Below are 20159 nucleotides of genomic sequence, written 5' to 3'. Positions count from 1 at the left end.
TGCGGTGTGACTCGGGCCACGGTGATCGGGCGTAACGCTCGTCCGGGCAGCGCGATGACTAAAGAGGTGGTGGCCGCGGAGGGAATACGGGCCTCGTTCGAGGCGCTGTGTTGCTCTGCACCACTGCCCGCGCCGTCGGTTCATCCTTGCCGACGGTCGTCGGCCCCGTCCAGCGCGGACGTGGCCGGAAGCCGTTTCCATCGTTCCGAGAGGTTGTTCGTGTCGGCCAGCACATCCCGTACGCTCCCGCCGGAGATCGCCGAATCCGAGTCTCTGATGGCGCTCATCGAGCAGGGAAAGGCCGAGGGGCAGATCGCCGGCGACGACGTGCGTCGGGCCTTCGAGGCTGACCAGATTCCGCCAACCCAGTGGAAGAACGTACTGCGCAGCCTCAACCAGGTCCTCGACGAGGAGGGTGTGACGCTGATGGTCAGTGCCGCAGAGGCGCCCAAGCGCACCCGCAAGAGCGTCGCAGCGAAGAGCCCGGCGAAGCGCACCGCCACCAAGGCCGTTTCCACCAAGACGGCCACGGCCCGGCAGTCGTCCGCCCCGGCGTCCACCGCGTCCGCAGCCGCGGGCGCGTACGACGGCGAGGCCGATGAGGCCGTGGCGCCCGCCAAGAAGACCGCGGCCAAGAAGACGGCCGCGAAGAAGACGACGACGGCCAAGAAGACCGCCGCGAAGAAGACGACGGCCAAGAAGACCGCCGGCAAGAAGGACGCCGACGAGCTCCTCGAGGACGAGCTGCTCGACGAGACCCCGGCGCCGGGCAAGGTCGACGAGGAGGACGAGGCCGGCGAGAACAAGGGCTTCGTGCTGTCCGACGAGGACGAGGACGACGCGCCCGCACAGCAGGTGGCCGTGGCCGGTGCCACTGCCGACCCGGTCAAGGACTACCTCAAGCAGATCGGCAAGGTCCCCCTCCTCAACGCCGAGCAGGAGGTGGAGCTCGCCAAGCGCATCGAGGCCGGTCTGTTCGCCGAGGACAAGCTGGCGAACGCCGACAAGCTGGCACCGAAGCTCAAGCGCGAGCTGGAGATCATCGCCGAGGACGGCCGGCGCGCCAAGAACCACCTCCTGGAGGCCAACCTCCGTCTGGTGGTCTCCCTGGCCAAGCGCTACACCGGTCGCGGCATGCTCTTCCTGGACCTGATCCAGGAGGGCAACCTCGGTCTGATCCGCGCGGTGGAGAAGTTCGACTACACCAAGGGCTACAAGTTCTCCACGTACGCGACCTGGTGGATCCGCCAGGCGATCACCCGCGCGATGGCCGACCAGGCCCGCACCATCCGCATCCCGGTGCACATGGTCGAGGTCATCAACAAGCTCGCGCGCGTCCAGCGCCAGATGCTCCAGGACCTGGGCCGCGAGCCCACCCCGGAGGAGCTGGCCAAGGAGCTCGACATGACCCCGGAGAAGGTCATCGAGGTCCAGAAGTACGGCCGTGAGCCGATCTCCCTCCACACCCCCCTGGGTGAGGACGGCGACAGCGAGTTCGGTGACCTCATCGAGGACTCCGAGGCGGTCGTGCCGGCCGACGCGGTCAGCTTCACGCTCCTGCAGGAGCAGCTGCACTCCGTGCTGGACACCCTCAGCGAGCGTGAGGCGGGCGTGGTCTCCATGCGCTTCGGCCTCACCGACGGCCAGCCCAAGACGCTGGACGAGATCGGCAAGGTCTACGGCGTGACGCGTGAGCGCATCCGTCAGATCGAGTCCAAGACGATGTCGAAGCTGCGTCACCCGTCGCGCTCCCAGGTGCTTCGGGACTACCTCGACTAGTCCGGACGGCTCGTCACCGTCCCCTTGCGGCAGGGCCCGGTTCCTCACGAGGAACCGGGCCCTGCCGCGCTCAGGATGCGCGCGGCCGCATACCACCTGACGCTTGGTAAGGAAGCGACTGCACTGCGTCAGGAGGTCCCATGCGCGCCCTGAGGTATCCGCTGGTCGTGGCGCTCGCGCTCCTGCTGGCGATCCCTCTTCCCGCGGGCGCGGTCAATGGTGCCGTCGACCGCGGCATCGTCGGCGGACAGGTCGTCAAGGTCGCGACGGTCCCCTGGACGGTGGCGCTGGCGAGCCGCGAGCGCTTCGGTCCCGTGCGCTCCGGGCAGTTCTGCGGCGGCGCCCTTGTGGGGCGGTCGACGGTCGTCACGGCGGCGCACTGCCTGACGCGCGAGGTGCTGGGGGTCGACGCGACGGAGGCGAAGGACCTGCGGGTGATCGTCGGCCGCGACGACCTGCGCGGCAACGCGGGCAAGGAGATCCCGTTCAAGGGCAGCTGGGTCAACCCCGCCTTCGACGCGGACACGAACGAGGGGGACGTGGCCGTCATCACCCTGGCGGAGCCGGTCGCCGACGTGGCGCCCATCGCGATGGCGGGGCAGGGGGACCCCGGCTACGCAACCGGCACGGCCGCCGGCGTCTATGGCTGGGGGGACACCCGCGGCACCGGCCTGTACTCGAACACGCTGCGCGCCGCCCGGATCCTCGTTCTGGACGACACTCTGTGCCGCCGGGCGTACCAGGGCGGCCCCGAGGGGACGTACCGCCCGGCGACCATGCTCTGCGCCGGCCTTCCCCTCGGCGGCCGGGACGCCTGCCAGGGGGACAGCGGCGGCCCGCTCGTGGCCCGCGGGAAGCTCGTCGGCCTGGTGTCGTGGGGGAGCGGCTGCGCCCAGCCGGGCCGTCCGGGGGTCTATACGCGGATCTCCGCCGTTGCGGCCCTGGTGCGGGCACACAGTGCCGACCCTGTGACGGGAGGGCCTCCTGTGGCCACTCCGCCGCTTCCGCCTCCCGCGCAGAACCCTCAGCAGCCGCCGAAACCGCCGGCGCAGCCGGCACAGCCTCCGGCGGCCGCGCCACCGCAATCCAGTCAGCCGGCGCCCCCGCAGGTCGCTCCGCCGCTGCTGCCGCCCCCGGCCGCCCAGCCGGTCGTACCGCCGCTGCTCAAGCCGCCCCCGGCGGGCCAGCCCCCGGTGGCTCAGCCCCCGGCGGCACCGGCGCCGCCCGCGGTGCAGTCACCCGCCGCCCCGCCCGTGCCACCCGGCTCCGTGCAGCCGGTGGGTGCACGTCCCGTACGCCCGTCCTGAGGGGCGCGGGCGTACGAGAGCGGGCGGCCTCCCCCACAGGGGCGGCCGCCCGCGGCTGCCCGGTCGTACGGACCGGACCTCGCTCGTCGTCGGATGCGATGTGTCAGCGTTCCAACAGTGGACTCAGTGGTCCTCGTCGGTCGCGGACGCCGGGACGGCCGTCAACCGCTCCGTCTCGTCCTGTATCTCCGCGGCGATCTTCTTGAGTTCCGGCTCGAACTTGCGACCGTGGTGGGCGCAGAAGAGCAGTTCACCGCCGCTCATGAGCACGACGCGCAGGTACGCCTGAGCGCCGCACCGGTCGCAGCGGTCAGCGGCCGTCAGCGGGCTCGCGGGGGTCAGAACAGTAGTCACGTCGCCTCTTCTCTAGCTCGACGAGCTGTCGTACCAGGGTCAACATCCAACCAGGCCGAAAACGTTCCCGCTCGAGGCTTTTTCTCGAAACTTCCTTCCGAGTGAGCCGGATCTTGACGATTTGGCGGCGAATGAGCCGTAGTGCGTGGGCTTACGGTTTCACATCGCTGGGGGTTGTCGTCCCCCCGGCTGGCTGCCGGGTTGTTCTTGAGGACGTGCCCGGAGCCTAGATGGTTCATGCCTCGAAGGGAACGTGATGTGCATGTCACCCCTACGAGCTATCGAACGTTTGATCGATGCTCGATTAGCATGGGCGTTCTCAAGGGTGGCGGCACAAAGGCTCTATCAGGCCTCGGTACCCTCTGAACGGCGACCGAGCCACTCATGTGCCCCCATCCGGGCCAGCCAGAAATTCAGCGAGGAGCGAACCGCGTGACCGCCGAGACGTCCGTGCCGTCCACTGCGTTGCTGACCGGGGCAGACCGGGACGGATCCAACTACACCGCGCGGCACCTGCTCGTCCTGGAGGGCCTGGAGGCCGTCCGCAAGCGACCCGGCATGTACATCGGCTCCACGGACAGCCGTGGCCTGATGCACTGCCTCTGGGAGATCATCGACAACTCCGTCGACGAGGCCCTCGGAGGGTACTGCGACCGCATCGAGGTGGTCCTCCACGACGACGGGTCCGTCGAGGTGCGGGACAACGGCCGAGGCATCCCCGTGGACGTGGAGCCGAAGACCGGCCTGTCCGGCGTCGAGGTCGTGATGACCAAGCTGCACGCCGGCGGCAAGTTCGGCGGCGGCTCCTACGCCGCCTCCGGCGGTCTGCACGGCGTCGGCGCGTCCGTGGTCAACGCGCTGTCCGCGCGCCTGGACGTCGAGGTCGACCGCAACAGCCGGACCCACACGATCAGCTTCCGCCGCGGCGTGCCCGGCATCTTCACCGAGCCGGGCCCCGACGCCCCCTTCGACCCCTCCAGCGGCCTGCTCAAGGGCAAGAAGATCCCCAAGGCGCGCACCGGCACCCGCGTCCGCTACTGGGCGGACCGCCAGATCTTCCTCAAGGACGCCAAGCTCTCCCTGGAGACGCTGTACGCGCGGGCCCGGCAGACGGCCTTCCTGGTGCCGGGCCTGACCATCGTCGTCCGCGACGAGCGCGACCTGGACGGCGAGGGCGCCACCGAGGAGGTCTTCCGCTTCGACGGCGGCATCAGCGAGTTCTGCGAGTTCCTGGCCCCCGACAAGGCCGTGTGCGACGTGCTGCGGCTCACCGGGCAGGGCACCTTCAAGGAGACCGTGCCCGTCCTGGACTCCCGCGGCCACATGACGCCGACCGAGGTGACCCGCGAGCTGGGCGTGGACATCGCCCTGCGCTGGGGCACGGGCTACGACACGACCCTGAAGTCGTTCGTCAACATCATCGCCACCCCCAAGGGCGGCACGCACGTGGCCGGCTTCGAGCGGGCCGTGGCCCGTACGGTCAACGAGGTGCTGCGCTCGGCCAAGCTGCTGCGCGTGGCCGAGGACGACGTCGTCAAGGACGACGCCATGGAGGGGCTCACGGCCGTGGTGACCGTGCGCCTGGCCGAGCCGCAGTTCGAGGGCCAGACCAAGGAGGTCCTGGGCACCTCGGCCGCCTCCCGGATCGTGGCCAACGTGGTCGCCAAGGAGCTCAAGGCGTTCCTGACGTCGACCAAGCGCGACACCAAGCAGCAGGCCCGCGCGGTCCTGGAGAAGGTCGTCGCGGCGGCCCGCACCCGCATCGCCGCCCGCCAGCACAAGGAGGCCCAGCGCCGCAAGACGGCCCTGGAGTCCTCCTCGCTGCCGGCCAAGCTGGCCGACTGCCGCAGCGACGACGTCGAGCGCAGCGAGCTGTTCATCGTCGAGGGCGACTCGGCGCTGGGCACGGCGAAGCTCGCCCGCAACTCCGAGTTCCAGGCGCTGCTGCCGATCCGTGGCAAGATCCTCAACGTTCAGAAGTCGTCGGTCTCCGACATGCTGAAGAACGCCGAGTGCGGCGCCATCATCCAGGTCATAGGAGCCGGCTCGGGCCGCACCTTCGACATCGACGCGGCCCGGTACGGAAAGGTCATCTTCCTGGCCGACGCCGATGTGGACGGCGCGCACATCCGCTGCCTGCTGCTGACGCTCTTCCAGCGCTACATGCGCCCGATGGTCGAGCAGGGCCGCGTCTTCTCGGCCGTGCCCCCGCTGCACCGGGTCGAGCTCATCAACCCCAAGAAGGGGCAGGACAAGTACATCTACACCTACTCCGACAACGAGCTGCGGCAGACGCTGCTGGAGCTGGAGCGCAAGGGCGTCCGCTACAAGGAGGGCATCCAGCGCTACAAGGGTCTGGGTGAGATGGACGCCGACCAGCTCGCGGAGACCACGATGGACCCGCGCCACCGCACTCTGCGCCGCATCAACATCAGCGACCTGGAGGCCGCCGAGCGCGCCTTCGAGCTGCTGATGGGCAACGAGGTGGCGCCGCGCAAGGAGTTCATCACCAACTCCGCGGCCACGCTGGACCGCTCGCGCATCGACGCGTAAGGGCACCTCCACCCGGGGGTGGACCCGGGGTGGACGGGCCGCTCCACCCTGAATCCACCCGTGCTCCGATTCGCGCCCGCCGCCCCGCTCCGTAGCGTGGTGGGCGTGCCGATCGAGAACTGGACCGAATGGCCCGCACGCGAGGCGCTCGCCAAGGTGGGAGTGCCCCGGCGGCGCCTGGTCATGACGTGGGTGGTGCGGGTCGTGCTGTCCGCCTGGTTCGTGTGGGGCGTCCTGCGGGAGGGCGCCTTCCACGGATGGGGGTACGCCGCGCTCGCCACCGGATTCGCGCTGGGCGCGGCGGCGGTGTGGGGCTACTACCGCACCACGCTCGCCCAGCGGCTGTCGCCTTCCATAGCCCTGCTCGCCGTGCCCGCGGCGCTGGGCGCCGCCGCCGAGGCGGCCGGTGCCCACGTCGCCTCCTCCGGTCTGTGGTGCGTCGGCGCAGCCGTCGCGGTGGAGCGCCTGCCGCTGGGGCCCGGCCTGGCCGCGGCGGCCCTTCCTCTGGGTGCTTACGCCGGCACCAGCGGCAAGGCGCCCGCGGCGACCGCCGTGACGGTGGCCGCGGTGCTGCTCATCGGCTATGCGCTCCGGCTCGACGAGGAGGCCCGGGGAGCGGGCTTCCGGCTCCTCGCACAGGAACGGGCGATCCGGCAGGCGGAGGCGGAGTCGGCGGCGCTCGCGGAGCGGGCGCGCATCGCCCGGGAGATGCACGACGTGCTGGCCCACAGCCTCTCCGCGCAGCTGGTGCACCTGGAGGCGGCCCGGCTGCTGATCGAGGCCGGGGTGCCGGAGGGCGAGGCCAGAGAGCAGGTCCTCGAACGGGTCTCGGCCGCCCGCGGCATGGCACGGCAGGGCCTGGCCGAGACGCGGCAGGCACTGTCCGCGCTGCGCGGGGAGCTGACGCCGGTCGAGGAGTACCTCCGGGACGTCGCCGAGGCGGAGGGCGTACGGCTGGAGGTCACCGGCGAGCCGCGGGCGCTGCCGGCCGAGGCGGGGCTCGCGGTGCGCAGGGTCGCCCAGGAGGCGCTGACCAATGTGCGCAAGCACGCGCCGGGCGCCCGGGTGGAGATGGCGTTCACCTATCTGGAGCGGGAGGTGGAGTTGTGGGTTCGCGACAGCGGCGCGTCGGGCAGGGTCGGGAAGCCGGAGGTGCCGGGCGCCGGATACGGTCTGCTCGGCATGCGGGAGCGTGCCGAGCTGCTCGGCGGCACCCTGGAGGCCGGGCCGGCCGTGGCCGGTGGGCCGGGCTTCCACGTGAGGCTGAAGGTGCCCGCCTGAAGGGTCGCGAGCCCGGGTGAGGCGCGGCGGGTCCGCCTGCGGGGCGGGGAGGCGAAGGAGCGGACACGATGGGGCACATGGGCGGTGACCTGGCGGCGCAGGGCGGCAGCGGGCGCAGGCCGGCACGGGTGGTGGTCGCCGACGACCAGACCGTGGTCCGCGAGGGCATCGTGATACTGCTGGGGCTGCTGCCGGGCATCGAGGTCGTCGCCTCCGCGGCCGACGGGCTGGAGGCCCTGCGCCAGGTCGCCGAACACCGCCCCGACGTGGTCCTGATGGATCTGAGGATGCCGCGCTGCGACGGGGTGGAGGCGACACGGCGGATCCGGGCCGAGCACCCGGAGACCCAGGTGGTGATCCTGACCACCTACGGCGACGACGACTCCCTCTTCCCGGCTCTCCAGGCAGGAGCGCGCGGCTACCTCACCAAGGACGCGGGGGCCGAGGAGATCGTCCGGGCCGTCGAGCACGTGATGTCGGGCGAGGCCGGTCTCTCGCCCACGGTGCAGCGCCGCCTGCTGGAGAGGCTCTCCGCCTCCTCCGCGCCGGCGCCGGCCCCCGCCGGGGCTCCGGCGCCTGGTCCCCGGGAGCTGCCCGACGGGCTGACGGCCCGTGAGGCGGAGGTGTTGTCCCTGGTGGCGGAGGGGCTGACGAACGCCGAGATCGCCCGGCGGCTGCACGTGAGCACGGCGACGGTCAAGACGCACATCAACAACCTCTTCGCCAAAACGGGCGTCCGCGACCGGGCCCAGGCCGTGCGGTACGCCTTCCAGCGGGGCATCGCCGTGCCACCGCCGCCCCCGCCCGGCAAGCGCGTCCCCTGACGGGCCGTACGCCGGCGGTTGTCCGGCCGACCGGCATCTCACTCCTCGCCCGCCGGCAGTGGTAGAGACGGCAGCGACACCCGAGCGAAGGAGTGATCATGCGCAAGCTCGTCGCACCGTTCGCCACCCTCCTGCTGACCGGCGCAGCAGGACTCGCCTTCGGCGCACCCGCCCACGCCACCGCCCCCACGGCCGTCGTGCCGGTCGTCCAGGAATGCCCCGGCGTCTGCGCCACGGTCTACGACCCCGTCGTGTGCCTGTTCTCCGACGGTTCCACGGCACGGTTCAGCAACCAGTGCTTCGCCGAGGTCCACGCCTGCAACCACAACCTGAGAATCCTGCGCTGCGCCCGCGTCAAAGGCTGATCCGGCCGGCCGCCGCGGCCAGGGCCTGTCCCGCGGATCTTCGTCATGCGGCACCACGGCGCCCCTACGGGGCGCTGCACGATCCACCGGACACGCCCTAGCGCACCGCCCAGGCGTACCGGTGTTCGGGGCGGCCCGTCTCGCCGTAGCGGAGCGTCAGGCTGAGCCGGCCCGACTCCTCCAGCCGCTTGAGGTAGCGCTGGGCCGTCGACCTGCTCAGCCCCGATCGCTCGGCCACCTCGTGCGCCGACAGCGGCCGTGAGGCGTCCGCCAGGACCCGGCGGATGAGATCCGCCGTCGGCGCCGAGTGCCCCTTGGGCAGGGGCGGGTCGACCGCGGCCGTGCGCAGCGCCGAGAAGATGCGGTCGACCTGTTCCTGCTCCGCCTCCTCGGCGTCCTCCAGCGTCCGCCGCAGTCGCGCGTACGCCTCCAGCTTGACCCGCAGCCCGGGGAATGTGAACGGCTTGACCAGGTACTGCAGGGCGCCGTAGCGCAGTGCGGTCTGCACGGTGGCCACGTCCCGGGCCGCAGTGACCATGATCACGTCCGTGTGGTGCCCCAGTTGCCGGATGCGGCGCACCAGCGACAGGCCCGTCTCGTCCGGCAGGTAGTGGTCGAGCAGCATCAGGTCGACGCCGCCGCGCTGCAGCACCGCCAGCGCCTGCGCGGCGCTGTGAGCCGTCGCCGTCACCCGGAAGCCGGGCACCTTGGCGACGTACGCGGCGTTGATCTCGGCGACGCGGAAGTCGTCGTCCACCACCAGGACTTCGATCATCGGCTCACTCCTTCGAGGGATTGCGGCGGCCGGCCGGGCGGGGGGCCCGGTGCCGGCCGGGCCTGTGGGGCGAGCGCCTCGGGCAGCTCCACCGTGAACTGCGCGCCGCCGCCCTCGCGTTCGTCCACCCGCGCCGAGCCGCCGTACCGCTCGGCCAGCCGGCGCACCAGCGGAAGCCCCAGGCCCCGGGGGCGGTGCGGGGCGGCCTTCTTTGTCGACCAGCCGTCGGCGAACACCCGCTCCCGGAGCTCGGGCGGCACCCCGGGGCCGTTGTCGCGCACGGTGACGACGACCGTGGTGCCCTCCGTCCGCAGCCCGGCCTCGACGAACGCGTCCGGGCGGTGTCCGCAGGCGGCGTCGAGCGCGTTGTCGACGAGGTTGCCGAGCACGGTGACCAGGTCCTCCGGGTCGACCACGCCGTCGGGCAGCAGGCTGTCCGCGCTCACCCGCAGGGCCACGCCCCGCTCCGCCGCGACCGCGCCCTTGCCCACCAGCAGGGCGCTGACCAGGGGCTCGTGCACACGCTCGGTGACCTGTTCGGCAGTGGCCCGGTGTGCGCCGGCGACCTCCGCCACGTACTCCACGGCCTCGTCGTACAGGCCCAGTTCCAGCAGCCCGACCAGGGTGTGCAGCCGGTTGGCGTGCTCGTGGTCCTGCGCGCGCAGCGCCTCGGTCAGGCCGCGGGTGGCGTCCAGCTCGCGGCCGAGCTGTTCGAGCTCGGTGCGGTCGCGCAGCGTGGCGACCGTGCCGCCGTCGGAGGTGTCCATGCGGTTGGCGACGAGCACGCGCCCGTCCCGCACGGTGAGCAGGTCCTTCCCGGTCACCCGGCCGGCGAGCACGTCGGTGGTGCGCCCGGGCGGCAGCACGGCGTCCAGCGGCCGGCCCAGGGCCTCGGGTCCCAGCCCGAGCAGGCGTTGGGCCTCGTCGTTGACCAGCCGCAGGCGTCCGCGCCGGTCGAGGGCGACCACCCCTTCGCGGATGCCGTGCAGCATGGCCTCCCGTTCCTCCAGGAGGGCGGAGATCTCGGACAGTTCGATGCCGTGGGTGCGCTTGCGCAGCCGCCAGGAGACGGCGAACACCGCCAGGGCGCCGACCGCGAGCGCGGCACCGGCGTAGGTGAGGACGCCGGGCAGCGCGTGCAGCAGGACGTCGCGCACGTCGTCGTAGGCGATGCCGACCGAGACGGCGCCGACGATCGCCCCCTCGCCGTCGCGCAGCGGCACCTTGCCCCGGGCCGAACGGCCCAGCGTGCCCTTGGCGATGCCCTTCCACTCGCGGCCGGCCAGCGCGGGGCCCGGGTCGGTGCTCACGTGCCGGCCGATCTCGGCGGGCGTGGTGTGGGAGTAGCGGATGCCGCGGGTGTCGACGATCACCACGTAACTGGCATCGGTGGCAAGGCGGATGCGTTCGGCGGCGGTCTGGACGGGCCCGTCGGGCCGCGGGTCGCCCGCGAGCACGGCGTGGGCGAGGCCGGGCTGGGCGGCGGTGGCCTGGGCGATGGCCAGCGCCCGTTGTTCGGCCTGGTCGTCCAGTTGGTGCCCGAGGGGTGCGAGCAGCAGTCCGGCGGTGAGCGCGGTGACGCCGGCGGTGATCAATAACTGGACGGACAGGACCTGGGCGAAGACGCGCCGGGGCCACCGGGGGCGCATGCGTGAGCCTTTCGGTTTCCGAGCGTGGGGAGTGCAAGGCACGCAACGTAGCCGGACGATGGCCGTTCGTTGAGCTCCCGTGTCACTTTTGTTGTTCTATCGCGAGCAAAACGAGCAGAACAGGCTTCGTACGCTCAAGTCGCACAGCGCACACAAGACTGCCGTCGCCTCCGGCGTCGCTCCTAGCCTCCTCCACCGGTCGTCCCGCACGTCAGCGCGGGGCAGCAACACCCCGGTGGAGGCGTACGGATGAACCACGGCAGCACACACCACACCCCACCGGACGGTGTCCCGGCGATCGAACTGCGCGGCGCGAGCAAGACCTTCCGCACCCCTTCCGGCGTGCCCCACACGGCCGTGCGCGACCTCGACCTGGCCGTCGCCCGCGGGGAGTTCGTCGCGGTGGTCGGACCGACCGGCTGCGGGAAGTCGACCACGCTGACCCTGGTCAGCGGCCTGGAGGAGCCGACCGAGGGGGAGGTGCTGGTCGGCGGCGAGCCGGTGGGCGGCATCCGGCCGGAGGTCGGCTTCGTCTTCCAGCAGGACGCGGTCTTCCCCTGGCGCACCGTGCTGTCGAACGTGATGGCCGGCCCGCGCTTCCGCGGCGCGCCGAAGGCCGAGGCCCGCGAGCGCGCCCGCGACTGGCTGGCCCGGGTGGGCCTGGCCGCCTTCGCCGACCGCTACCCGCACCAGCTCTCCGGCGGCCAGCGCAAGCGCGTCGCGCTCGCCCAGACCTTCGTCAACGACCCGGCGATCCTGTTGATGGACGAGCCGTTCTCGGCCCTCGACGTGCAGACCAGGGCCCTGATGTCGGACGAACTGCTGGAGCTGTGGGGCGGAGCCGGGACGGGCACGGCGGCCTCCGTCGTCTTCGTCACCCACGACCTGGAGGAGGCCATCGCGCTGGCCGACAAGGTCGTGGTGATGACGGCCGGCCCCGCCACGGTCAAACAGGTCTTCCCCGTGGACCTGCCGCGCCCGCGCAAGGTCGAGGACGTGCGGCTGCAGCCGCGGTTCGTCGACCTGTACCGCGAGATCTGGTCCTGCCTCGGCGAAGAGGTCCGCATCACGCGCGAGAGGGGGGCCGCCCGTGTCGCCTGACATGATCCCTGACACCGTCCCCGCCACCGCCCTGCTGCCCGGCGGCCGGGTACGCAAGGACCGGGCGGCCGACCGCGCCCGCGCCCACCGCAACCGCCGGCTCCTCGTCCTCACCACCCGCGTGCTGCTGCTCGTGGTGCTCCTCGGCGCCTGGGAGGTGCTGGCGCGCACGGAGACCATCGACCCCTTCAACTTCTCGATGCCCTCGCGCATCTGGGACCAGATGGTGCAGTGGACGATGCACGGCACCCCGCAGGGTTCGCTCGGCGAGCAGGTGTGGGCCACGCTGCAGGAGGCGCTGCTCGGCTGGGTCTTCGGCGTCGTCGCGGGAGTGCTCCTCGGCATCGCGCTCGGCCGCGTCCCCTTCCTCGCCGACGTCCTCGGCCCCTACGTCAAGGTGCTCAACGCGGTGCCGAGGATCGTCCTGGCCCCGATCTTCCTCATGATGTTCGGCCTCGGGATGGCCTCCAAGGTCGCCTCCGCCGTGGTGCTCGTTTTCTTCCCGGTCTTCTTCAACGCCTTCCAGGGCGCCCGCGAGGTCGACCGCAACCTGGTCGCCAACGCCCGGATCCTGGGAGCGAGCAACCGCCGCGTCACCCTCCAGGTCGTCATCCCCTCCGCCACCTCGTGGATCTTCACCAGCCTCCACGTCAGCTTCGGCTTCGCCCTCATCGGAGCGATCGTCGGCGAGTACCTCGGCGCGGAGAAGGGCATCGGCCTGCTCGTGGCCCAGTCGCAGGGCACCTTCAACGCCCAGGGCGTGTACGCGGCGATGGTCGTCCTCGCCGTCGTCGCCCTCCTGGCCGAGGCCCTGCTCGCCTTCACCGAGAAACGGCTCTTCCGCTGGCGGCCCGGCGCACCGGGCAGCGAGCGCTGAACCGCCCCACGCCCACCCCACACCCCCCGACTCCACCGTAAGGAAACGGATCATGCGTACGTACAGCACGTCCCGCAGGACCGGAGGAAGACCGGCCAAGGTCACCGCGATGGCGGTCGCCGGGGTGATGGCACTGGCCCTGAGCGGCTGCGCCGACGAGTCGTCGGCGAGCAGCACGAGCAAGGACCCGCTCCAGGGCGACGTCGTCAAGATCATGGTGGGGGGCCTGGACAAGGTCATCTACCTGCCCGCGGTCCTCACCCAGCGGCTCGGCTACTTCGAGCAGGAGGGCGTGCGGGTCAAGCTGCTGAGCGAACCCGCCGGCGTCCAGGCCACCACCTCGCTCGTCTCCGGCGACGTCCAGGGCGTGGTGGGCTTCTACGACCACACCCTCGACCTGCAGGTCAAGGGCAAGAAGGTGGAGTCGGTGGTCCAACTGGCCCGCACCCCGGGCGAGGTGGAGATCGTCTCCAAGAGCGCCGCCGGCACGCTCGCCTCGCCGAAGGACTTCAAGGGCAAGAAGCTGGGCGTGACCGGACTGGGCTCCTCCACCGACTTCCTCACCAAGTACTTGGCGGTGAAGAACGGCGTGGACGCGGCCGACATCACCCCCGTCGCCGTCGGCGCGGGCCAGACGTTCATCTCCGCGCTGGAGAAGGGCGCCATCGACGGCGGCATGACCACCGACCCGACCGTCGCCCAGATCCTCTCCAAGGGCCTGGGCACCGTCCTGGTCGACATGCGCACGCCCGAGGGCTCCAAGGCCGCCCTCGGCGGCCTGTACCCGGCCTCCAGCCTGTACATGAACAACGACTGGGTCGACAAAAACAAGGAGACGGTCCAGAAGCTGGCCAACGCCATGGTCAAGACCCTCAAGTGGATGTCGGAGCACACCCCCGAGGAGATCGCCGACCAGATGCCCGCCGACTACGCCAAGGGCGGCAAGGACCTGTACGTGAAGTCGATCCAGTCCACGCTGCCCATGTTCACCAAGGACGGCGTGATGCCGTCCGACGGGCCCCAGACCGTGCTGCAGGTGCTCAAGTCCTTCAACCCCAACCTGAAGAACGCCAAGGTCGACCTCGAGAAGACCTACACCACGGAGTTCGTGAAGAAGGCGGGTTAGGCCCCCGCCCGGAGCTCCTGCAGCTCGGTGACGGCCACGACGTCCATCCGGGCCGGGGTGCCCAGGGCCTTCCCGCAGCTCTCCGGACGCGGCGGGGCGGAGGCGCCCTGGGCCACCTCGACCCGCCAGGCCCGGCCGTCGGTGTGCGCCACGGTCACCGTCCAGCGCGGGGCGGCCCCCTCGCAGGCGGTCACGTCCAGGGCGTCCGCGCCCTCCTCGCCGGTCAGGGCGCGCACCGCCAGGTCGGCGGCCTGGCCGGGGCGGTCCCACGCCGAGCGGCCCCGGCAGTCGGCGATGCGCACCCGGCCGCCGCGGGCCGCCTCCAGCGCGTCCTTGACCACGTGCGCGGTGGCCCGCCCGTACGCGTAGCCGTACGGCAGCACGAACAGGGTCGGCGCGAAACGGTGGCCGCCGATGTGGGTGACCTCCCACACCTCCGTACCGCCGGACGCGGCCAGTTCGGCGGCGAGCGGCCGGCCCAGCAGCGCGCAGCAGCGGTCCCGCTTGCCGTTGGTGCACACCAGGGCGAGCGGATCGCCCTCGTACGCCTCCCACAGCCCGCCGTGCTCACCGGCCCCGAGCGCCGCGAAGTCGAGCTCCGGCAGCGCGGCCGGATCGGCGAGGGCGGTCGTACGGATCCAGGAGCGGCCCGGCGCGGTGTGCGCGGCGAAGACGCGCTGCAGCGCCGGTTCGTGGCAGTCCGCGTGCCGGCCCGGCCGGCGGATCAGCGCGACGCGCACGCCGGTGCCCTCGACGGCCCGGGCCAGGGCCCGGCCGACGGCGGGGGAGAGGTGGCTGGAGGCGAGGGCGTCGGCGCCCCACGGTCCCGGCTGCTCGACGAGCAGCCACGTCCGCGCGGTCGCGGCCGTGCCGGCCAGGGGCTCGGCCAGCTCGCGGGAGGCGGTCGCACAGGTACTCACGTAGGTGAGCCTAACCTGACTGGGCGCCGGTGCGACACTTGGCTGATCAGTGCGCGTGACGCCCGTGCGCACGACATCAGTGTGGACGACAACAGTGCGGAGGATTCCCTTGGCCAAGCGGCAGATCCCGGTCGTCGTGCTCGCCGGCTTCCTCGGGGCGGGCAAGACCACCTTGCTCAACCACCTGCTCCGGCACAGCGGAGGCAGCCGCATCGGAGCCGTCGTCAACGACTTCGGCAAGATCGAGATCGATGCGATGAGCGTCGCCGGCCAGGTGGACTCGATGGTCTCCCTGGGCAACGGCTGCCTGTGCTGTGCGGTGGACACCAGCGAGCTCGACACGTTCCTGGACAAGCTCGCCCGCCCCGCCGCCCGCATCGACGTCATCGTCATCGAGGCCAGCGGCCTGGCCGAGCCGCAGGAACTCATCCGGATGATCCTCGCCAGCGAGAACGAGTCCATCGTCTACGGCGGGCTGGTCGAGGTCGTCGACGCGGCGGAGTTCACCGCCACCCGCGCCCGCCATCCCGAGCTCGACCGGCACGTGGGCATCGCCGACCTCGTGGTGCTCAACAAGGCCGACCGGATCGGCGACGAGGAGCGGGCCGCCCTGCTCGACACCCTCACCGGCCTCGCCCCCGGCACGCCCGTCCTGCCCGTCACCCACGGGCGCGTCGACCCTGGCATGCTCTTCGACCGCGCACCGCGCGAGGAGCACATCGAGGCCGTCAGGCAGCTCTCCTTCGAGGACCTGTGCCGGGAGGAGGACGACCACGACCATCACGGGCACCTGCACGCCGCCTACGAGAGCGTCGAGTTCGTCTCAGAGGCGCCCATGAACCCCCGCCGGCTGATGGCCTTCCTCGACAGCAGGCCCGAGGGCCTCTACCGCATCAAGGGCTTCGTCCACTTCGGCATAGCCGGCCACCGGCAGAAGTACACCCTGCACGCGGTCGGCGACTTCCTGCGCTTCCACCCCTCGCCCTGGGGGCGCTCGGAGACCCGCGCCACCCAGCTCGTCATGATCGGCAGCGGCATCGACGCGGCCGCACTCCACCAGGGGCTGCAGGAGTGCAAGGACCCCGCACCGCAGGACGCCGACGAGCACAGCATGTGGGGCGTCCTGCGGTACGTACGGTCGTAGGACCCGCCGGATCTACACCGGCCCGGCCACCACGGCCACCGGCTTGGCCAGGGCCACGCCCGAACCGTCGCGGCGCGGGTCGATCGCCGGCAGCTCCGCCGGGGCGCCGGCGGCCGTCGCGGCCCGGGCCGGGGAGCGGCCCGCCCAGGCGAAGACCAGGCAGTCCTCGCCCTTGAGGAAGCGCTGGCAGCGCACACCGCCGGTGGCCCGGCCCTTGCGCGGGTACTGGTCGAAGGGCGTCACCTTCGCCGTACCCGGCGAGGCCGTGCCCGGCAGCCCGCCACGGGCCCCCGCGACCGTCACCACCACCGCCTCCTCCGCCGGGTCGACGGCGGTGAAGGAGATCACCTTCGCCCCCGAGGACAGCTTGACGCCGGCCATGCCGCCCGCCGGGCGGCCCTGCGGCCGCACCTGCGAGGCCTGGTAGCGCAGCAGCTGGGCGTCGTCGGTGACGAAGACCAGGTCCTCCTCGCCCGTGCGCAGCTCGACCGCGCCGACGATGCGGTCGCCGTCCTTGAGCGAGATGACCTCCAGCTCGTCCTTGTTGGCCGGGTAGTCGGGCACCACGCGCTTGACCACGCCCTGCTCGGTGCCGATCGCCAGTCCCGGCGAGGACTCGTCCAGCGTCGTCAGGCACACCACCTGCTCGCCGTCGGCCAGCGAGACGAACTCCGCGACCTGCGCGCCGCCCGCCAGGTTCGGCGCGCCCGCCGTCTCCGGCAACTGCGGCAGGTCGATCACCCGCACCCGCAGCAGCCGCCCGGCCGACGTCACCACGCCGACCTCGCCCAGAGCCGTCGCCGGCACCGCCGAGACGATCACGTCGTGCTTGGCGCGCCGGCTCTCCTCGCCCGCGCCGGACGCCTCGCCCGTGGCCGTACGGGCCAGCAGACCGGTGGAGGACATCAGCACCCGGCACGGGTCGTCCGCGACCTGCAGCGGCATGGCCGCCGCCGGCACACCGGCCGACTCCAGCAGCACCGTGCGCCGCTCCGTGCCGAACTTCTTCGCCACGTCCGCGAGCTCGCCGGAGACCAGCTTGCGCAGCTCCGCGTCCGACTCGAGGATCTGCGTGAGCTTCTCGATCTCCTCGGTCAGCTTGTCCCGCTCGGCCTCCAGCTCGATGCGGTCGAACCGCGTCAGGCGGCGCAGCGGGGTGTCGAGGATGTACTGCGTCTGCACCTCGGAGAGGGAGAACCGCTCCACGAGTGACGCCTTGGCCGCCGCCGCGTTGTCGCTCGATCGAATGATTCGGATGACCTCGTCGATGTCCGCGAGGGCCACCAGCAGACCCTCGACCAGGTGCAGCCGGTCGCGCCGCTTGCCCCGGCGGAACTCGCTGCGCCGGCGCACCACCTCGAAGCGGTGGTCGAGGTAGACCTCCAGCATCTCCTTCAGGCCCAGCGTCAGCGGCTGGCCGTCCACCAGCGCCACGTTGTTGATGCCGAAGGACTCCTCCATCGGCGTGAGCTTGTAGAGCTGCTCCAGGACCGCCTCGGGGTTGAAGCCGTTCTTGACCTCGACGACCAGGCGCAGGCCGTGGGCGCGGTCGGTGAGGTCCTTCACGTCCGCGATGCCCTGCAGCTTCTTCGAGCCGACCAGGTCCTTGATCTTGGAGATGACCTTCTCGGGGCCCACCGTGAACGGCAGCTCGGTGACCACCAGGCCCTTGCGGCGGGCGGTGACGTTCTCCACGGAGACCGTCGCGCGCATCTTGAAGGTGCCGCGCCCGGTCTCGTACGCGTCGCGGATGCCGCCGAGCCCCACGATCCGGCCGCCGGTGGGCAGGTCGGGACCGGGGATGTACTTCATGAGCGTGTCGAGGTCGGCGCCCGGGTGCCGGATCAGGTGCCGGGCGGCGGCGATCACCTCGCCGAGGTTGTGCGGGGGCATGTTCGTCGCCATACCGACCGCGATCCCGGACGAGCCGTTGACCAGCAGGTTCGGGTAGGCGGCGGGCAGGGCCACCGGCTCGCGCTCGCTGCCGTCGTAGTTCGGGGAGAAGTCGACGGTGTCCTCGTCGATCGACTCCGTCATCAGCGACGTCGGCGCCGCCATGCGGGCCTCGGTGTACCGCATGGCCGCCGGCGGGTCGTCGTTGCCGAGCGAGCCGAAGTTGCCGTGGCCGTCGACCAGCGGCAGCCGCATCGAGAACGGCTGGGCCATGCGCACCAGCGCGTCGTAGATCGACGCGTCGCCGTGCGGGTGCAGCTTGCCCATCACCTCGCCGACGACGCGGGCGGACTTCACGTGCGAACGGTCGGGCCGCAGGCCCATCTCGTTCATCTGGAACAGGATCCGGCGCTGGACGGGCTTGAGGCCGTCGCGGGCGTCGGGCAGGGCGCGCGAGTAGATGACGGAGTAGGCGTACTCGAGGAAGGAGCCCTGCATCTCGTCGACGACGTCGATGTCGAGGATCCGCTCCTCGAACTCTTCCGGCGGCGGGGTCTTCGTGCTGCGGCGGGCCATCGCGGCTGCGGCTCCTTCGATCGATTGCCGGGGCTGGATCTGACGCGGACCATTGTGGACCGCTCCACCGACAACGCCGACCGCGACCCGGCCGCCACGCGTCACCACCCGTGCAGGGGACCCCCTCCGCGCCCGGGGAACTTCGCCGGAAGCCTGCGCGGTTGCATACAGTGACAGCACTGTTCAATCACGCGAGTCGTCGCGAGGCACCGCGAGATCTCAAGAGATCGAAGGGACGTACATGCCCATGGGTCACACGGCCACGCAACAGGCCGGTTCCGGCGGCCTGACAGCGACCGAGCACCGGCTGGCCAACGGCCTGAGGGTGGTGCTCTCCGAAGATCACCTCACCCCCGTGGCGGCCGTCTGCCTCTGGTACGACGTCGGCTCCCGCCACGAGGTGCAGGGCCGCACCGGCCTCGCCCACCTCTTCGAGCACCTGATGTTCCAGGGCTCCGCGCAGGTCAAGGGCAACGGCCACTTCGAGCTGGTGCAGGGCGCCGGCGGGTCGCTCAACGGCACGACCAGCTTCGAGCGCACCAACTACTTCGAGACGATGCCCGCCCACCAGGTCGAGCTGGCCCTGTGGCTGGAAGCCGACCGAATGGGCTCGCTGCTGGCCGCCCTCGACGAGGAGTCGATGGAGAACCAGCGCGACGTCGTCAAGAACGAGCGCCGCCAGCGCTACGACAACGTGCCCTACGGCACCGCGTTCGAGAAGCTGACGGCCATGGCCTACCCCGAGGGCCACCCGTACCACCACACGCCCATCGGCTCCATGGCCGACCTCGACGCCGCCTCCCTGGAGGACGCGCGGGCCTTCTTCCGCACCTACTACGCGCCGGGCAACGCCGTCCTGTCCGTCGTCGGCGACATCGACCCGGAGCAGACCCTCGCCTGGATCGAGAAGTACTTCGGCTCCATCCCCGCGCACGACGGCAAGCAGCCCCCGCGCGACGGCGCCCTGCCGGAGACCATCGGCCGCGAGCTGCGCGAGGTCGTCCGCGAGGAGGTGCCCTCGCGCGCCCTGATGGCGGCCTACCGCCTGCCGCACGACGGCACCCGCGAGGCGGACGCGGCCGACGTGGCGCTGACCATCCTCGGCGGCGGCGAGTCCTCCCGCCTGCACAACCGCCTGGTGCGCCACGACCGCAGCGCCGTCGCCGCCGGCTTCGGCCTGCTGCGCCTGGCCGGGGCGCCCTCGCTGGGCTGGCTGGACGTCAAGGCGTCCGGCGGCGTGGAGGTGGCCGACATCGAGGCCGCCGTCGACGAGGAGCTCACCCGCTTCGCCGCCGAGGGCCCCACCCCCGAGGAGATGGAGCGCGCCCAGGCCCAGCTGGAGCGCGAGTGGCTGGACCGGCTCGCCACCGTCAGCGGCCGGGCGGACGAGCTGTGCCGCTTCGCCACGCTCTTCGGCGACCCGCAGCTGGCGCTCACCGCCGTCCAGCGCGTCCTGGAGGTGACCCCGCAGGAGGTGCAGCAGATCGCCAAGGCCCGCCTGCACCGGGACAACCGTGCCGTGCTGGTCTACGAGCCCACGCCGCAGACCGCGCCCACGGTCGACGAGGACACCATCAAGAACGCCACCGAGATCGAAGAAGAGGAGACGGCAAAGTGAGCGACGCCGTAGCCGCG

Annotated in this window: 15 protein-coding genes and 1 pseudogene; 11 read left to right on the top strand and 5 right to left on the bottom strand. The window is 71.7% G+C overall.

All coding sequences use genetic code 11. The features are described from left to right. Positions 1–219 precede the first annotated feature (219 nt). Together ABD361_RS06990 and ABD361_RS06985 are read left to right on the top strand one after the other, a co-directional pair. On the top strand, positions 220–1779 hold the full coding sequence (locus tag ABD361_RS06990; protein ID WP_344433901.1) for an RNA polymerase sigma factor: 1560 nt from the start codon (positions 220–222) through the stop codon (positions 1777–1779). A 140-nt stretch (positions 1780–1919) separates the two neighbouring features. After that, positions 1920–2741 (top strand): annotated as a pseudogene (locus ABD361_RS06985) (serine protease); the annotation flags it as partial. Positions 2742–3209: 468 nt separating this feature from the next. On the opposite strand, the gene ABD361_RS06980 reads toward ABD361_RS06985, so the two are convergent. Further along, positions 3210–3440 carry a DUF7455 domain-containing protein gene (locus ABD361_RS06980; protein ID WP_344433900.1) on the bottom strand — a complete coding sequence of 77 codons (231 nt, stop codon included), beginning with the start codon at positions 3438–3440 and terminating at the stop codon, positions 3210–3212. A 432-nt stretch (positions 3441–3872) separates the two neighbouring features. Here ABD361_RS06980 and ABD361_RS06975 point away from each other — a divergent pair, with 432 nt between their 5' ends. The 4 genes from ABD361_RS06975 (at position 3873) to ABD361_RS06960 (ending at position 8463) form a co-directional block, all read left to right on the top strand. Next, positions 3873–5993, top strand: a complete 2121-nt coding sequence (locus ABD361_RS06975) for a DNA gyrase/topoisomerase IV subunit B (RefSeq protein ID WP_344433899.1) — start codon at positions 3873–3875, stop codon at positions 5991–5993. Between the two features lie 105 nt (positions 5994–6098). Then, positions 6099–7274: a sensor histidine kinase gene (locus ABD361_RS06970; RefSeq protein WP_344433898.1), complete on the top strand. Its 1176-nt coding sequence runs from the start codon at positions 6099–6101 to the stop codon at positions 7272–7274. 77 nt (positions 7275–7351) lie between these two features. Continuing rightward, complete coding sequence (locus tag ABD361_RS06965; RefSeq protein WP_344433896.1) at positions 7352–8098, top strand: response regulator transcription factor; 747 nt, start codon at positions 7352–7354, stop codon at positions 8096–8098. Between the two features lie 98 nt (positions 8099–8196). Next, entirely contained in the window at positions 8197–8463 is a 267-nt protein-coding gene (locus ABD361_RS06960) for a Kazal-type serine protease inhibitor family protein (protein ID WP_344433895.1), read from the top strand. Positions 8464–8560: 97 nt separating this feature from the next. On the opposite strand, the gene ABD361_RS06955 is transcribed toward ABD361_RS06960, so the two are convergent. Continuing rightward, positions 8561–9238 (bottom strand): response regulator, encoded by a 678-nt coding sequence (locus tag ABD361_RS06955; protein ID WP_344433894.1) that lies wholly within the window; start codon positions 9236–9238, stop codon positions 8561–8563. Next, positions 9235–10887 carry a sensor histidine kinase gene (locus ABD361_RS06950; protein ID WP_344433893.1) on the bottom strand — a complete coding sequence of 551 codons (1653 nt, stop codon included), beginning with the start codon at positions 10885–10887 and terminating at the stop codon, positions 9235–9237. Before ABD361_RS06950 ends, ABD361_RS06955 begins: the two co-directional genes overlap by 4 nt. Before the next feature lie 249 nt (positions 10888–11136). Between ABD361_RS06950 and ABD361_RS06945 the strand changes: the two genes are divergently transcribed. Genes ABD361_RS06945 through ABD361_RS06935 form a run of 3 tightly spaced genes read left to right on the top strand, consistent with a single transcriptional unit; the run spans position 11137 to position 13991 of the window. Further along, positions 11137–11988: an ABC transporter ATP-binding protein gene (locus ABD361_RS06945; protein ID WP_344433892.1), complete on the top strand. Its 852-nt coding sequence runs from the start codon at positions 11137–11139 to the stop codon at positions 11986–11988. Between the two features lies 1 nt (position 11989). Then, a complete protein-coding gene (locus ABD361_RS06940) occupies positions 11990–12865 on the top strand; it encodes an ABC transporter permease (protein ID WP_344433980.1) in 876 nt (291 codons plus the stop codon). A gap of 52 nt (positions 12866–12917) precedes the next feature. Then, complete coding sequence (locus ABD361_RS06935) at positions 12918–13991, top strand: ABC transporter substrate-binding protein (protein WP_425583166.1); 1074 nt, start codon at positions 12918–12920, stop codon at positions 13989–13991. On the opposite strand, the gene ABD361_RS06930 is transcribed toward ABD361_RS06935, so the two are convergent. Next, the gene (locus ABD361_RS06930; RefSeq protein WP_344433890.1) at positions 13988–14911 is read right to left on the bottom strand and encodes a ferredoxin family protein; all 924 of its coding nucleotides are present in this window, start codon (positions 14909–14911) and stop codon (positions 13988–13990) included. The two genes, ABD361_RS06935 and ABD361_RS06930, sit on opposite strands and share 4 nt — an antisense overlap. Positions 14912–15020: 109 nt before the next feature. Between ABD361_RS06930 and ABD361_RS06925 the strand changes: the two genes are divergently transcribed. Further along, positions 15021–16055, top strand: coding sequence for a CobW family GTP-binding protein (locus tag ABD361_RS06925; RefSeq protein WP_344433889.1), 1035 nt, complete (start codon positions 15021–15023; stop codon positions 16053–16055). Positions 16056–16067: 12 nt separating this feature from the next. Here the strand turns inward: ABD361_RS06925 and ABD361_RS06920 are convergent, their stop codons facing one another. Next, positions 16068–18524 (bottom strand): DNA gyrase/topoisomerase IV subunit A, encoded by a 2457-nt coding sequence (locus tag ABD361_RS06920; RefSeq protein WP_344433888.1) that lies wholly within the window; start codon positions 18522–18524, stop codon positions 16068–16070. 247 nt (positions 18525–18771) lie between these two features. Here ABD361_RS06920 and ABD361_RS06915 point away from each other — a divergent pair, with 247 nt between their 5' ends. Continuing rightward, a complete protein-coding gene (locus ABD361_RS06915; RefSeq protein ID WP_344433978.1) occupies positions 18772–20142 on the top strand; it encodes a M16 family metallopeptidase in 1371 nt (456 codons plus the stop codon). Positions 20143–20159 lie beyond the last annotated feature (17 nt).

Origin of the sequence: Streptomyces luteosporeus (assembly GCF_039532865.1) — a bacterium.
GTDB classification, from domain to species: domain Bacteria; phylum Actinomycetota; class Actinomycetes; order Streptomycetales; family Streptomycetaceae; genus Streptomyces; species Streptomyces luteosporeus.
Note: the sequence above shows the minus strand (reverse complement) of the source record. Positions and strands in the feature narration are given on the sequence as shown.